The following is a 15,081-nucleotide window of genomic DNA, read 5'->3' on the forward strand; positions in this document are numbered from 1 at the left end:
ATTCTGCGTCCGGCCCGTGGCCGCCGGTCCCGCGCGTCCGAGGCGTGGACGGCGGCCGGGCGGCGCGCGGGCGGGGCCGCGTTGTCAGTGGTCCGGTGCACGATGGGGAACATGGCCGACGCAGCGCTCGACTCGTTCTCGCCCGCGACCCGTGGTTGGTTCGCCGGGGCGTTCAGCGCGCCCACCGCCGCGCAGGAAGGCGCCTGGCGGGCGATCGGCGCGGGCTCGGACGTCCTCGTGGTGGCGCCGACGGGATCCGGCAAGACGCTGGCCGCCTTCCTCGCCTCGCTGGACGCGCTGGCCAGCACTCCCCCGCCCGCCGAGCCGAAGAAGCGCTGCCGGGTGCTGTACGTCTCGCCGCTGAAGGCGCTGGCCGTCGATGTGGAGCGCAATCTGCGCAGTCCGCTGACGGGCATCCGCCACGAGTCGGTCCGTCTCGGGCTGCCGGAGCCGGACCTCACGGTCGGCATCCGCTCCGGGGACACCCCGCCCGCCGAGCGCCGCTCGCTCGCCAACCGCCCGCCGGACATCCTCATCACCACCCCCGAGTCGCTGTTCCTGATGCTGACGTCCTCGGCCCGGGAGGCGCTGGCGGGTGTCGAGACGGTGATCGTGGACGAGGTGCATGCCGTGGCCGGCACGAAGCGCGGCGCGCATCTGGCGCTCTCCCTGGAGCGGCTGGACGAGCAGCTGGACCGCCCGGCGCGGCGGATCGGGCTGTCGGCGACGGTGCGTCCGGTGGAAGAGGTGGCCCGCTATCTGTCGCCGCGGCGCCGGGTGGAGATCGTCCAGCCGGTGTCCGGGAAGCGTTTCGACCTGTCGGTGGTCGTCCCGGTGGAGGACATGGGCGAACTGGGCGGCTCGCCGGTCCAGGAGGGCGACACCGGCGAGAAGCCGTCCATCTGGCCGCAGGTCGAGGAGAAGATCGCCGATCTCGTCCAGGCCCACCGCTCCACGATCGTCTTCGCCAACTCCCGCCGCCTGGCCGAGCGTCTGTGCAACCGCCTCAACGAGATCGCCTACGAGCGGGCGACGGGAGAGTCCCTGCCCGAGCACCACTCCCCCGCGGAGTTGATGGCGGAGGCCGGCGCCGCCAAGGGTGCGCCGCCGGTCCTGGCCCGGGCCCATCACGGCTCGGTGTCCAAGGAGCAGCGCGCCCAGGTGGAGGAGGACCTCAAGGCCGGCCGGCTGCCGGCCGTGGTCGCCACGTCCAGTCTGGAGCTGGGCATCGACATGGGCGCGGTCGATCTGGTCGTCCAGGTGGAGTCCCCGCCGTCGGTGGCGTCCGGGCTGCAGCGCGTCGGCCGGGCCGGGCACCAGGTCGGCGCGGTCTCGACGGGCATCGTCTTCCCCAAGTACCGCGGTGACCTGGTGCAGGCGGCCGTGGTCACCGAGCGGATGCGCTCGGGTGCCATCGAGGCGCTGCGGGTGCCGGCCAATCCCCTGGACGTGCTCGCCCAGCAGCTCGTCGCCATGACCGCGATGGACACCTGGGACGTCGAGGAGCTGCTCGCAGTCGTCCGGCGGGCGGCCCCGTTCGCCGCGCTTCCCGAGTCGGCGTTCACCGCCGTACTGGACATGCTCGCCGGCCGCTATCCCTCCGATGCCTTCGCCGAACTGCGGCCGCGCTTGGTGTGGGATCGCGTCGCGCAGACCGTCACGGGCCGTCCCGGAGCCCAGCGGCTGGCCGTCACCTCCGGCGGCACGATCCCCGACCGCGGCCTGTTCGGGGTGTTCCTGGCGGGCGGCGACTCCGGCAAGGGCGGCGGCGGGAGACGGGTGGGCGAGCTGGACGAGGAGATGGTCTACGAGTCCCGCGTCGGCGATGTCTTCACGCTCGGCACGACGTCCTGGCGCATCGAGGACATCACCCGTGACCGGGTGCTGGTCACCCCCGCCCCCGGGGTGCCGGGGCGGCTGCCGTTCTGGAAGGGCGACCAGCTCGGCCGCCCCCTCGAACTGGGCCGGGCGCTCGGCGCGTTCCTCCGGGAGGTCGGCTCGCTCGGCCCCGGGGAGGCCGGGGACCGGCTGTCCGCCGCCGGGCTGGACGACTGGGCGGTGTCCAATGTGCTGAGCTATCTCGCCGAGCAGAAGCAGGCCTGCGGCCATGTCCCCGATGACCGCACGATCGTCGTGGAGCGCTTCCGCGACGAGCTGGGCGACTGGCGCGTGGTCATCCACTCCCCGTTCGGCGCGCAGGTGCACGCCCCCTGGGCGCTGGCGCTGGGGGCCCGCCTCGCCGAGCGCTACGGCATGGACGCCCAGGTGATGCACGCCGACGACGGCATCGTGCTGCGGCTGCCCGACGCCGACCTGATGGGCCTCGACCTCCTCGACGGCGACGCCGGGTTCGACCCGGCCGCCGACCCCGGCCTGCACACCCGCGGCACGGAATACGACCCGGAACAGTCCCCGGTGGGTGCCGCCGATGTCGCCTTCGACCACGGCGAGGTCGATCAGCTCGTCACGGACCAGGTCGGCGGGTCCGCGCTGTTCGCCTCCCGTTTCCGTGAGTGCGCCGCCCGGGCCCTGCTGCTGCCGCGGCGCAGCCCCGGCAAGCGCACCCCGCTGTGGCAACAGCGGCAGCGGGCCGCCCAACTCCTCCAGGTGGCAAGCGAGTTCGGGTCGTTCCCGATCGTCCTGGAAGCCGTCCGTGAATGCCTCCAGGACGTCTTCGACGTACCGGGCCTGACGGAGCTGATGCGCGACATCGAGGCCCGCCGGGTCCGCCTGGTGGAGGTCACCACCCCCGAGCCGTCCCCGTTCGCCCGCTCGCTGCTGTTCGGCTATGTCGCCCAGTTCCTGTACGAGGGCGACTCCCCCCTCGCCGAACGCCGCGCCGCCGCCCTCTCCCTGGACTCCCGGCTGCTCGCCGAACTCCTGGGCCAGGCCGAGCTGCGTGAGTTGCTGGACGCCGAGGTGCTGGCCGAGCTGGAGCGTGAGCTGCAGTGGCTGACGGAGGACCGGCGGGTCAAGGACGTCGAGGGGGTGGCCGATGTGCTGCGGGTGCTGGGCCCGCTGACCGACGCCGAGCTGGCCGGGCGCGGCGCGGATCCGGCATGGGCCGGGGAGCTGGCCGCCGCCCGCCGCGCCATCCGGGTGCGGATCGCCGGCGCCGATCACTGGGCCGCCGTCGAGGACGCCGGCCGGCTCCGCGACGCCCTCGGCACGGCCCTGCCGGTCGGCGTGCCGGAATCGTTCACCGAACCGGTCAAGGACCCGCTCGGCGATCTGCTGTCCCGGTACGGCCGTAGCCACGGCCCGTTCACCTCCGAGCAGGCCGCCGCCCGCTTCGGCCTCGGCACGGCCGTCACGGACGGCGCGCTGCACCGCCTCGCCGCCGCCGGCCGGGTCGTCCAGGGGGAGTTCCATCCCGCGGGCATCGGCCAGGAATGGTGCGACGTCCAGGTGCTGCGCAGGCTGCGCCGCCGCTCGCTGGCCGCCCTGCGCGAGGAGCTGGAGCCGGTACCGCCCGCCGCGCTCGCCGCCTTCCTCCCCCAGTGGCAGCACGTCGGCGCCCCACGCCCGGCCCCGGTCGGCGGAGCGCCGGCGGCATCCGGCGGCCCGTCGCACGCGCTGCGCGGAATCGACGGCCTGGCGCGCGCCATCGAGCAGCTCCAGGGCGCGCCGGTGCCCGCGTCCGCCCTGGAGAAGCTGGTGCTCCCGTCCCGCGTCGGCGGCTACACCCCCGCGCTGCTGGACGAACTCACGGCCACCGGCGAGGTGGTGTGGGCCGGCGCGGGCGCCCTCCCCGGGAAGGACGGCTGGCTCTCCCTCCATCTCGCCGACACCGCGCCACTGCTGCTCCCACCGCCGCTCCCGCTGGAACTCTCCGCGCTGCACGAGTCGTTGCTGACCGCCCTCGCCCCCGGATACGGCCTGTTCTTCCGCCAGCTCGCCGACCAGGTCCGCGCCACCACCCACCCCGATGCCACCGACCCCCAACTGGCCGACGCGCTGTGGGAACTGGCCTGGTCGGGCCGGCTGACCAACGACACCCTGGCCCCGCTGCGCGCCCTCCTCGGCTCGGGCCGGACCGCGGGCTCCACCGCCCATCGCGCCCGCCGCGCCACCCCCCGTGGCCGCTGGGGACACCCCGGTGGCGCGGGCCGCGGCGGCCGCCCCACCGCCTCCCGGTCCGGACCGCCGACCGTCGGCGGCCGCTGGTCGCTGCTGCCCGCCGCCGAGCCGGACCCTACCCACCGCGCCCACGCCCTGGCCCGTACGCTCCTGGACCGGCACGGCATCGTCACCCGCGGTGCGGTCGCCGCCGAGGGGGTCGAGGGCGGCTTCTCCGCCGCCTATCGCGTACTGGCCGCCTTCGAGGAGTCCGGTCAGGCCCGTCGCGGCTATGTGGTGGAGGGACTGGGCGCCGCCCAGTTCGCGATGGACGGCGCGGTGGACCGGCTGCGCGCGGTCAGCACCCAGCGGGAGCGCACGGCCGACGAGGCGCTGCCGGACGGCGGCCCGGCGCCGGCCCGGCGCGGTGGCCCGCAGCGTGCCGTCCTGCTGGCCGCCGCCGACCCCGCCAACGCCTACGGCGCCGCCCTGCCCTGGCCCGAGCCGCCCGAGGGCTCGACCCACAAACCCGGCCGCAAGGCGGGCTCCCTGGTCGTCCTGGTCGACGGCGAGCTGACGCTCTACATGGAGCGCGGCGGCAAGACCCTGCTCCTGTGGCCCCTCGGCCACGATCCGGCCGGCGCTGCCACCGACCCGCGCGTCCTGCTCGCCGTCGAGGCCCTCACCGGTGCCGCCCGCGCGGGCGCCCTGGGCACCATCACCACCGAACGCATCAATGGCACCGCGGCCCTCACCTCCCCCTTCGCGGCCACCCTGGAGTCCGCCGGCTTCCACCCCACCCCGCGGGGCCTGCGGCTACGGGGGTGAGGTCCGCGGCGCCGCGATACCGTCCGCGCCCCACCCGCGCACGCCCCCTCCCGGCATGATGGGGGCATGCCCGAAGGCGACACCGTCTGGCGTCTGGCCCAGCGGCTGCACGAGGCCCTGGCCGGCCACCCGCTGACCCGCTGCGACCTGCGCGTACCCCGGCTCGCCACGGTGGATCTGACCGGCCGCCGGGTGCTGGAGGTGCTCCCGCGCGGGAAGCACCTCCTCACTCGCTTCGACGGGGGCCTCACGCTCCACTCCCATCTGCGGATGGACGGCGCATGGAAGATCTACACCCCGGCCGAGCGCTGGCGTGGCGGCCCCGCCCACCAGATCCGGGCGATCCTCGGCACCGCCGAGCACACCGCCGTCGGCTACCGTCTGCCCGTACTCGACCTGCTGCGCACCGCCGAGGAGTCACGGGTCGTCGGCCATCTGGGACCCGACCTCCTCGGCCCCGGCTGGGACCCCGCCGAGGCCCTGCGCCGACTGTCCTCCGACCCGGCACGGCCGCTCGGCGAGGCCCTGCTCGACCAGCGCAATCTCGCCGGTCTCGGCAATGTCTACAAGTGCGAGCTGTGTTTTCTGCTGCGCGTCTCCCCCTGGCTGCCGGTCGGTCGGCTGCCCCACCCCGAGCGCGTGCCCGCCCTCGCCAAGAAGCTGCTGGAAGCCAACAAGCGGCGCCCCGCCCGCACCACCACGCCCAGCGCCCGCCCCGATCGCCGGCTGTGGGTCTACGGCCGGGCCGGACGCCCCTGCCTGCGCTGCGGAACGGCGGTCCGCAGCGCCGACCAGGACCCCACTGCCGAGGACCGTGTCACCTACTGGTGCCCCGCCTGCCAGCCCGACCACCCGGGCGACCGCACCGCCGACTGACCCGGAACACCCCGCCACCCAGCCCGGCCGGCGACATCTCGCCGGCGAAGGCCACCAGGGTCACGCTCGGGCCGGGGACCGGGATGTCACCTCTGGCCCGGTCTCGGAGAGCCGGCGAACGCCGCACACACCCGCGCCGCACCCGCACCGCACCCGGCCACCATCGCCTCATCCCTCACGGCCCCCCGGCCCCCCCCGCCCGACCGACGGCGTCGCCATTCCTTTCGGAGCGCCGCCCGGTCCGCCCCCGACACCCCCGTAACCCCCTGACCCCCCGGGCCGCTCGCGCCAGCACCCGGCGGCATCTGCCGGCGCCCCGGTCCGTCCACGGAACACAGTGCACCGGCAACAGGCTGAGCCCCCAGCCACCCAGGACGACGGCCCCTTCGACCACCCCCGCCGACTGCGGCCACCACACCAGCCGGACCGCGGCCCACCACCACAGCCCCCCGACGACGGCCGCGGATATCCAGCGCCCCGGTACGGCCCACGGATGCCGGCCGGCCCGCCCGCGGGCCGTGACGTCACGCCACCCCATGGCTGCCTCCTCCGGCCGACGCTAGACGGGACCCGCCGCCCGGCGGGAGGGCGCACCGGGGCGTTCCCGGCGCGTGGACGGTCTCGCACGCCCGTAAAGAGCCGCCGTGAGCTGGACGGACCGGGCCCGGGCGGCCCGTCGGCGGGCGCCGCGGTCGTCAGTGGGCTTCGGCCTGGAACATCCAGTGGTGCTTCTCCAGGTCGGCGGTCAGCCCGATGAGGATGTCCTGGCTGACCGGATCCGGGTCCGCGGTCGCCCCGATCCGCTCCCGCATCCGGCCGATGACCGCGGACAGCGCCTCCACCATCGCCCGCACCACCTCGCCGTCCTTGATCCAGCCATCCCCGATCTCACCGATGCCGCTGGTCTTGGCGACGGTGGCGGCCCGCCCGTCGGGCGGCACCCCGATCGCGGACGCCCGCTCGGCCACCGTGTCGGCGTGCGTCCGTGCGCTGGCGACCACGTCATCGAGCTGGAGGTGTACGGAGCGGAAGCGCGGACCGACGACGTTCCAGTGCACCTGCTTGGCGACGAGGGAGAGATCCACCAGGTCCACCAGCGCTCCCTGGAGGGCATGCCCGACGATGCCGCGGCCCTCGTCGGAGAGTGTGCTCTTGACCACAGACATCCAGATACTCCTCTTTGGGCAATTCATCCGGTTTTGTCATCGTACAAATGAATCACCCGCGAGGAGCTGCCGAGGCGGTCCGGCCGGACCGCCTCGGCAGCTCCTCGCGGCACCGCACACCCGCGCCCCGGCGGGCAGCACAAAGCCCCGGCGGGGTGCTGCCCGCCGGGGCCTCGATGCGTACGAACAGGGGTGTCAGGCCGCGACGACATCCACGACGTCGGCCGGCGACTTGATGGTCACGCGGTCCTCGGGCACACCGGCCAGGGACGTGACGGACACCGAATTGAGCTTCGGCCGTACCGGTGCGGGCACCGGGTCGCTCGCGGCCGCGGACGCTGCCAGCTCGGCGAGCGCGAGCTCGTCGCTGACTTCCCGCATGAGCTCGGACATGCGCACATCCAGCGCGTCACAGATCGACGAGAGCAGCTCGGAGGACGCCTCCTTCTGCCCCCTCTCGACCTCGGACAAATAGCCGAGCGATACCCGGGCGGAGGAAGAGACCTCGCGCAGGGTTCGGCCCTGGCGCTGACGCTGTCGGCGCAGCACGTCACCCAGCAGGCGACGAAGCAGAATCATCGCTGGCTCCCTCCTCGGACCTCGGATCCGGATCCTTCTCGCCCCACCGTACCGCCTCGGGCCGTAGGCGTGCCGGGCGCAAGTACGTGTTCACTCAGGGCTGCAAACATCCATTCCCCCCGTGTTGTTCCGTATCCTGTGCCCGCGTATTTTCTGCAAGTTCGCTCAACAACAGTGCGAGCACGGCCCCGATGGTGTCCTGTCGAATCCGGTCGCGGTCGCCCTCCAGCGTGAGCCGGCGCACCTCCCCGGCACCCTCCGGTCCCCGCACCGCCACGAAAACGGTGCCCACCGGATGTCCGTCCTGCGGATCGGGCCCGGCCACCCCCGTGGTGGCGATCCCCCAGTCGGCACCCAGCACCCGCCGCACACCGCCCGCCATCTGCCGCGCGACCTCGCCGTCCACGGCCCCGTGCGCGGCCAGCAGGGCGCCGTCCACGCCCAGCAGCTCCCGCTTGAGGTCGGTGGCGTACGCCGTGACCGAGCCCCGCAGGACCCGTGAGGCCCCGGGGACGGCGGTCAGCGCACCCGCCACCAGGCCGCCGGTCAGCGATTCGGCCACCGCCAGGCTCTGCCCCCGTGCGGCGAGCAGCTCCAGCGCCCGGGCCGCGGCAGAACCCGGCCCGTTCACCGGGCTGTGTCCCTCTCGGCCTTCTCGGCCTTCTCAGCCCGCTCGGCCCGCCCGCGGGCCAGTCCGGCCCGGCGCAGCACCACGGCCTGCCGGACGTAGTCGAGCCCGGTGGCGACGGTCAGCAGCACGGCCACCGCCATCACCCACCAGCGGAAGGTCGCCAGCGGACCGGTCAGCACCAGGACGTACATCCCGACCGCGGTGCCCTGTGCCAATGTCTTGATTTTGCCGCCACGGCTGGCCGGAATGACCCCGTGCTTGATCACCCAGAACCGCATCAGCGTGATCCCGAGCTCCCGGAAGAGGATCACCCCGGTCACCCACCAGGGCAGATCACCCAGCACCGACAGACAGATGAGTGCGGCACCCATGATCGCCTTGTCCGCGATCGGGTCGGCGATCTTGCCGAAGTCGGTGACCAGGTTGTACGTGCGGGCCAGGTGCCCGTCGAAGATGTCGGTGATCATGGCGACGGCGAAGGCGGCCCAGGCGAAGACGCGCCAGACGGGATCGGTGCCGTTGTCGTGCATCAGCAGCACCACGAAGGCCGGGACCAGCACCAGCCGCAGCATCGTCAGGACATTGGCGATGTTCCACAGCCCGGCCTGCCGGACGGCCGGCGCCGGGCGCGGGCCACCCGCTGCGGAAGCCGGGATTCCGCTCATCTGGCCGCCTCCTCGGTACATCCCGTGCCCTCCACCGACAGCACCTCCGCGACGAGATCGACGCCCTCGCTCGCCACCACCTTTGCTTCGACCATACGACCGGGCGCCAGCTCCCGGTCGGTCGACAGCAGGGTGACGCCGTCGGTCTCCGGCGCCTGGTGCGCGGCCCGACCGACGAGACCGTCCTCGTCGTCGTTCCGGTCGACCAGTACCCGCACCGTCTCGCCGATCCGCTCCTCGGCACGCTGTGCGGTCAGCTCCTCGGCCAGCCGCGACACCCGCGCCAGCCGCTCGGCGACCACGTCCGGGTCGACCTTGTCCTCGTACGAGGCGGCCTCGGTGCCGTCCTCGTCGGAGTAGCCGAAGACGCCGATGGCATCGAGCCGGGCCTCGGTGAGGAAGCGCTCCAGCTCCACGAGGTCGCTCTCGCTCTCCCCGGGGAAGCCGACGATGAAGTTGGAGCGGGCACCGGCCTGCGGCGCCTTGCTGCGGATCGTCTCGAGCAGTTCCAGGAAGCTGTCCGTGCCGCCGAAGCGGCGCATCGCGCGCAGCACACCGGGCGCCGAGTGCTGGAAGGACAGGTCGAAGTAGGGGGCCACCTTGTCGGTACCGGTCAGGACGTCGATCAGGCCGGGGCGCATCTCGGCCGGCTGGAGGTAGCTGACCCGGATCCGCTCGATGCCGTCGACGGCCGCCAGCTCGGGCAGCAGGGTCTCCAGCAGCCGGATGTCGCCGAGGTCCTTGCCGTAGGAGGTGTTGTTCTCGGAGACCAGCATGACCTCCTTCACGTCCTGCTCGGCCAGCCAGCGCGTCTCCCCGAGCACATCGGAGGGCCGGCGGGAGATGAACGAGCCGCGGAAGGACGGGATGGCGCAGAACGAGCAGCGCCGGTCGCAGCCGGAGGCCAGCTTCACCGAGGCCACGGGGTTGCTGCCGAGCCGGCGGCGCAGCGGTGCGCGCGGCCCGGAGGCCGGTGCGACGCCCTCCGGCAGGTCCTCGGGCGGCGTGTCCTGGGCGTGGCCGGGCAGGGCTACCCCGGCTGAGTCCTGGCGCTCGGCCGGGCTGATCGGCAGCAGCTTGCGGCGGTCGCGCGGGGTGTGCGAGGCGTGGATGCCGCCGCTCAGGATGGTCTGCAGGCGGCCGGAGATGTCGGTGTAGTCGTCGAAGCCGAGCACACCGTCGGCCTCGGGCAGCGCCTCGGCGAGCTCCTTGCCGTAGCGCTCGGCCATGCAGCCGACGGCCACGACGGCCTGGGTTCTGCCCTGATCCTTCAGATCGTTGGCTTCCAGCAGGGCATCGACGGAGTCCTTCTTGGCGGCCTCGACGAACCCGCAGGTGTTGACGACGGCGACATCGGCATCGGCGGCTTCCTCGACGAGCTCCCAGCCGTCCGCTGCCAGGCGGCCTGCGAGCTCCTCCGAGTCCACCTCGTTACGGGCGCAGCCAAGGGTGACAAGGGCGACGGTACGGCGTTCGGGCATGGGGCTCAGCCTACTTCGTCCCGGGTGCCCCCTCGGCGCGCAGGTCTCCGCCGCCGCTCCCGGGGGCCCGGGACCGGCGGCGAACGCCTCCGGGGACGGGCGCTCAGCCCGCCTGGGGGTCCCCCGGCGTGTAGCTCAGCCGCTCCACGGTGCCCTTGTGGCCGATCTCCTTGACCTCCTTGCCGTTGACGTACAGCTGTACGGCTCCGGCGTTGCCGAGGACCAGGTCGATCCGTTCCTTGTCGGTGATGGTCTTGGACTCGCCCTTCTTGAGCAGGCCGTCCTCGAGGAGCTTGCCGTTGGCGTCCTTGGCGGAGATCCAGCTCTGACCGTCGCGGGCGGTGACCTTGATCGTGACCTTGTCCTTCGGCAGTCCGGCGACGGCGCTGTCGGAGGGCTCGGGGTCGGGCTTGATCGGCGGCTTGATCGTCGACGGATGGCGGGTGGATGCGGGCGCCTGCTTGGCGTTGTCACGGGCCGCGATCGAGCCGCCGTTGCTCTTGTCACCGCCCGTGAAGAGCGTGAAGCCCGCGAATCCGACCACGGCGACGATCGCCGCAACCATCGCCGCGGTCCAGTTGGGACGGCGCGGCTCGGAACGGATCCGCTCGGCTTCGTAGAGCGGCGCGGCAGGGGTCGGCGCGGGCCGGCCGCCGTGCTCGGCGTCGAAATGGTCGATCAGCGGGCGGGCGTCGAGGGACACGGCGCGGGCGAGCGCCCGGATGTGCCCCCGGGCGTAGACGTCGCCACCACAGCGGGAGAAGTCGTCCTGCTCGATGGCCTGCACGAGGGGGATGCGCACCCGTGTCGTCGCACTGACCTCTTCGACGGTCAGTCCCGCTCCGATACGGGCCTTCTGGAGGGCAGCACCGACGGAAGGCCGGTCTGCTTCGGGGGAGTTGCCGATGGACACGGGGGCGCCTTTCGAGCGTGAGCCACCTGCTGGAAGTTCAGTCTAGGGGTGGAGCGAAAGGGTGGGGCAAGCGGGAGAGCGGAGTTTGTACGCCATCGGAACGCCATCGGCGGTGCCGTCGGGTTCGGTGGTGAAGCATCGTTCCCTCATCTCCCTCAACTTGACGTCTTGGCAGGAGAAACGGTTGCCTGCTGCTCCCGTGCGCGCGGCCCGGAAATTTGTGCTACCCGGTAGCCTCCCCACGGATCACCGCCAGCACTCCGTCCAATTCGTCCGGCTTGACCAGGACGTCGCGCGCCTTGGACCCCTCGCTGGGCCCGACGATGTTCCGTGACTCCATCAGGTCCATCAGCCGCCCGGCCTTGGCGAACCCCACCCGCAGCTTGCGCTGGAGCATCGACGTCGACCCGAATTGGGTGGAAACCACCAGCTCAGCGGCCTGGCACAGCAGATCCAGGTCGTCGCCGATGTCCTCGTCGATCTCCTTCTTCTTCGCCGTGCCGACGGTGACGTCATCCCGGAAGACGGGCGCCATCTGGTCCTTGCAGTGCTGGACGACGGCCGCGACCTCTTCCTCGGTCACGAACGCGCCCTGCATACGGACCGGCTTGTTGGCCCCCATCGGCAGGAACAGCCCGTCGCCCTTGCCGATCAGCTTCTCGGCGCCCGGCTGGTCGAGGATGACCCGGCTGTCGGCGAGCGAGGAGGTGGCGAAGGCGAGCCGGGAGGGCACATTGGCCTTGATCAGGCCCGTGACGACATCGACGGACGGGCGCTGGGTGGCGAGCACCAGGTGGATGCCCGCCGCGCGGGCGAGCTGGGTGATGCGGACGATGGAGTCCTCCACATCGCGCGGGGCGACCATCATCAGGTCCGCCAGCTCGTCCACGATGACCAGCAGATACGGGTACGGCGCCAGCTCGCGCTCACTGCCCTCGGGAGAGCTGACCTTGCCGCGGCGCACCGCCTCGTTGAAGTCGTCGATGTGCCGGAAACCGTAGGCCGCGAGATCGTCGTAGCGCAGGTCCATCTCGCGGACCACCCACTGCAGCGCCTCGGCGGCACGCTTGGGGTTGGTGATGATCGGCGTGATCAGGTGCGGGATGCCCTCATAGGCGGTCAGCTCGACGCGCTTGGGGTCGACCAGCACCATCCGGACGTCCTCCGGGGTGGCCCGCACCATCACCGAGGTGATCAGACAGTTGATGCAGGAGGACTTGCCGGAACCGGTGGCGCCGGCCACCAGGACGTGCGGCATCTTCGTCATGTTGGCCATGACGTAGCCGCCCTCGACGTCCTTGCCGAGCGCCACCAGCATCGGATGCTCGTCACCCGCGGCGTCGGCCAGCCGCAGCACATCACCGAGGTTGACCATCTCGCGGTCGGTGTTGGGGATCTCGATGCCGACCGCGGACTTGCCGGGGATGGGGCTGATGATGCGGACGTCGGGGCTGGCCACGGCGTAGGCGATGTTCTTGGCCAGCGCGGTGATCTTCTCGACCTTGACGGCCGGGCCCAGCTCGACCTCGTAGCGGGTGACCGTCGGGCCCCGGGTGAAGCCGGTGACCGCGGCATCGACCTTGAACTCCTGGAAGACGGTGGTCAGCGAGGTCACTATGGCGTCGTTCGCGGCGCTGCGGGTCTTGCCGGGGCCGCCTCGCGCGAGCAGGTCCAGCGAGGGCAGCGAGTAGGTGATGTCACCGGCGAGCTGCAGCTGCTCGGCGCGCGGCGGCAGCTCGCCGGACGGCTCGGGCGGGGCCTTGGTGAAGTCCGGGACCGCGGGGGTGTGCTCGCTCGCGGCGGCCTTCCGGTCGGCGCCGCGGGCCGGCGGCACCGTGCCGCTCTCCCCCGTGGTGTCCTCGCCGTCCCGGCCGCGGATCTCGCCGGAGACGCTGCTGCTGAGGCCGGCGACGAGCGGGGAGGGCTGGACGCCGTGCAGCACCGCGCCGTCCAGCGCGGCGGCGGCCGCGGCGGCGACATCCACCGCGTCCATCGGCCGGTCGGCGGCGGGCTGTGCGGAGGCCCGGCGCGGACGGCGCCGCTTGGCCAGGGCCGCTTCCTCTCTCGCGTCGGGGTCGGCGGCGGCCGCCGCGGCGGCGCTGCGGCGCGGCCCGCGCGCGGGCTGCTCCCGCCACTCGTCGGCGTAGTCCTCGTACTCCGCGGCCCCGTAGCCGTCCGCCCCGGCGTCCGCCGGGTGCACCACGCCCAGCCTGACGCCGAGCGCGCGCAGCCGCTGCGGGATGGCGTTCACCGGCGTCGCGGTGACCACCAGCAGGCCGAACAGGGTCAGCAGCGCCAGCAGCGCCACGGCCAGGGTCTGTCCGACGGTGAAGATCAGCGGCTTGGACGCCACCCACCCCAGATAACCGCCGGCGTCCTGTATGGCGGCCAGTCCGTCGTCCCGCCCCGGCGACCCGCAGGCCATCGCGACCTGCCCCAGGACGCCGACGACCAACGCGGACAGCCCGATGACGATCCGGCCGTTGGCTTCCGGCCGCTCGGGGTAGCGGATGAGACGGATGGCGATGCCGCCCAGCAGTATCGGCACGACCAGGTCGAGCCGGCCGAACGCGCCGGTCACCAGCAGTTCGACGAGGTCGCCGACCGGACCGCTGAGGTTGGACCAGGTACCGGCCGCGATGACCAGCGACAGACCGAGCAGCAGCAGCGCCAGACCGTCCTTGCGGTGCGCCGGGTCGAGGTTCTTCGCGCCACGGCCCATCCCGCGGAACACCGCCCCGATGGCGTGCGCGAGGCCCAGCCAGCAGGCGCGGGCCAGGCGGTAGACACCGCCGGTGGGCGACGGCACCGGTCTGGGGGCAGCCTTCTTGGCGGGCGCCCTCTTGGCCGGTGCCTTCTTCGTGGCGGTCTTCTTCGCCGGCGGCTTCGCGGGCGCCTTCTTCGCGGCGGTCTTCTTGGCGGCGCCCGCGGTTCGTCCGGCGCGCTGCTTCGAGGGTCCCGCCGAGCTCTGGGTTCCCTTGCCGGACGTACGTGAGGCCATGGCGACGAGATTACAGGCGAACGCGGACATGATACGAGCGCACGGCGCTTCACCCGAACGTGTCGCGCGCCCGTCTCATGAAGGAGCGTCAGTCACCCCGCGGCGCTGCCCGACCCCGGCTCCAGGGCATCCAGCGCCCTGCGCAGGCCGGTCAGTTTGCGCTCGAGATGTGCCGCGGTGGCCACCGCCGCCGCGTCCGCCGTCTCGTCCAGCTGCTTGGACAGCGCCTCGGCCTGCTCCTCGACCGCGGCCAGCCGTGCGGAGAGTTCCGCGAGCAGCCCCGCCGACTCCTTCGCCTCGTCCGCGCTCTGCCGGCCGCCCTCCAGCTGCAGTCTCAGCAGGGAGGCCTGCTCGCGCAGTTGGCAGTTCTTCATGTAGAGCTCGACGAACACCGAGACCTTGGCCCGCAGCACCCACGGGTCGAACGGCTTGGAGATGTAGTCCACCGCGCCGGCCGCATATCCGCGGAACGTGTGGTGCGGGCCGTGGTTGATGGCCGTGAGGAAGATGATCGGGATGTCGCGGGTGCGCTCCCGACGCTTGATGTGCGCGGCGGTTTCGAATCCGTCCATCCCCGGCATCTGCACATCGAGCAGAATCACCGCGAAATCGTCCGTGAGCAGTGCTTTGAGCGCTTCCTCCCCGGACGATGCCCGCACCAGTGTCTGATCGAGCGCAGAGAGGATCGCCTCCAGCGCCAGCAGATTCTCCGGCCGGTCATCGACCAGGAGGATCTTGGCCTTCTGCACCATGGCCCGTCCTCCTCGCCCCGGCATGGCACCGGACGCCGCCCCAGGGGACGACTCCGTCACGCCGCCCGTCCTTGTGCCGGTCATGGTAGCTGCACCCCGTCTGTCGCCACACCCTGTCACCGCGATGTCA

10 protein-coding genes are annotated in these 15,081 nt (G+C 72.7%); 2 read left to right on the forward strand and 8 right to left on the reverse strand.

The window, feature by feature from the left end; translation table 11 throughout:
* The first annotated feature begins 111 nt into the window (after positions 1-111).
* Entirely contained in the window at positions 112-4,887 is a 4,776-nt protein-coding gene (locus OIU81_RS09320; protein WP_329145743.1) for an Lhr family helicase, read from the forward strand.
* A 66-nt stretch (positions 4,888-4,953) separates the two neighbouring features.
* Positions 4,954-5,763, forward strand: a complete 810-nt coding sequence (locus OIU81_RS09325; RefSeq protein WP_329145745.1) for an Fpg/Nei family DNA glycosylase — start codon at positions 4,954-4,956, stop codon at positions 5,761-5,763.
* A 695-nt stretch (positions 5,764-6,458) separates the two neighbouring features.
* Here OIU81_RS09325 and OIU81_RS09335 read toward each other — a convergent pair.
* From OIU81_RS09335 to OIU81_RS09370, 8 genes are all read right to left on the reverse strand, one after another.
* Positions 6,459-6,929, reverse strand: coding sequence for a Dps family protein (locus tag OIU81_RS09335; protein ID WP_329145749.1), 471 nt, complete (start codon positions 6,927-6,929; stop codon positions 6,459-6,461).
* A gap of 195 nt (positions 6,930-7,124) precedes the next feature.
* Positions 7,125-7,508 carry a helix-turn-helix domain-containing protein gene (locus OIU81_RS09340; protein ID WP_018092941.1) on the reverse strand — a complete coding sequence of 128 codons (384 nt, stop codon included), beginning with the start codon at positions 7,506-7,508 and terminating at the stop codon, positions 7,125-7,127.
* A 94-nt stretch (positions 7,509-7,602) separates the two neighbouring features.
* Positions 7,603-8,139 (reverse strand): CinA family protein, encoded by a 537-nt coding sequence (locus tag OIU81_RS09345; protein WP_329145752.1) that lies wholly within the window; start codon positions 8,137-8,139, stop codon positions 7,603-7,605.
* A complete protein-coding gene (gene pgsA, locus OIU81_RS09350) occupies positions 8,136-8,804 on the reverse strand; it encodes a CDP-diacylglycerol--glycerol-3-phosphate 3-phosphatidyltransferase (protein WP_329145753.1) in 669 nt (222 codons plus the stop codon). Before pgsA ends, OIU81_RS09345 begins: the two co-directional genes overlap by 4 nt.
* Positions 8,801-10,285 (reverse strand): 30S ribosomal protein S12 methylthiotransferase RimO, encoded by a 1,485-nt coding sequence (gene rimO, locus OIU81_RS09355; protein WP_329145755.1) that lies wholly within the window; start codon positions 10,283-10,285, stop codon positions 8,801-8,803. Before rimO ends, pgsA begins: the two co-directional genes overlap by 4 nt.
* 103 nt (positions 10,286-10,388) lie before the next feature.
* Complete coding sequence (locus tag OIU81_RS09360; RefSeq protein WP_329145757.1) at positions 10,389-11,198, reverse strand: helix-turn-helix domain-containing protein; 810 nt, start codon at positions 11,196-11,198, stop codon at positions 10,389-10,391.
* A 223-nt stretch (positions 11,199-11,421) separates the two neighbouring features.
* On the reverse strand, positions 11,422-14,199 hold the full coding sequence (locus OIU81_RS09365; RefSeq protein WP_329145759.1) for a DNA translocase FtsK: 2,778 nt from the start codon (positions 14,197-14,199) through the stop codon (positions 11,422-11,424).
* A gap of 92 nt (positions 14,200-14,291) precedes the next feature.
* Positions 14,292-14,951, reverse strand: a complete 660-nt coding sequence (locus tag OIU81_RS09370) for a response regulator (protein WP_329145761.1) — start codon at positions 14,949-14,951, stop codon at positions 14,292-14,294.
* Positions 14,952-15,081: the final 130 nt, after the last annotated feature.

The sequence above is a fragment of the Streptomyces sp. NBC_01454 genome (assembly GCF_036227565.1).
Lineage (GTDB): Bacteria > Actinomycetota > Actinomycetes > Streptomycetales > Streptomycetaceae > Streptomyces.

Bases quoted from the DNA above. Each gene is read 5' to 3' on its own strand.
- OIU81_RS09320 (WP_329145743.1), top strand. From the start codon at position 112: ATGGCCGACGCAGCGCTCGACTCGTTCTCGCCCGCGACCCGTGGTTGG.
- OIU81_RS09325 (WP_329145745.1), top strand. From the start codon at position 4,954: ATGCCCGAAGGCGACACCGTCTGGCGTCTGGCCCAGCGGCTGCACGAG.
- OIU81_RS09335 (WP_329145749.1), bottom strand. From the start codon at position 6,929: ATGTCTGTGGTCAAGAGCACACTCTCCGACGAGGGCCGCGGCATCGTC.
- OIU81_RS09340 (WP_018092941.1), bottom strand. From the start codon at position 7,508: ATGATTCTGCTTCGTCGCCTGCTGGGTGACGTGCTGCGCCGACAGCGT.
- pgsA (WP_329145753.1), bottom strand. From the start codon at position 8,804: ATGAGCGGAATCCCGGCTTCCGCAGCGGGTGGCCCGCGCCCGGCGCCG.
- rimO (WP_329145755.1), bottom strand. From the start codon at position 10,285: ATGCCCGAACGCCGTACCGTCGCCCTTGTCACCCTTGGCTGCGCCCGT.
- OIU81_RS09365 (WP_329145759.1), bottom strand. From the start codon at position 14,199: ATGGCCTCACGTACGTCCGGCAAGGGAACCCAGAGCTCGGCGGGACCC.
- OIU81_RS09370 (WP_329145761.1), bottom strand. From the start codon at position 14,951: ATGGTGCAGAAGGCCAAGATCCTCCTGGTCGATGACCGGCCGGAGAAT.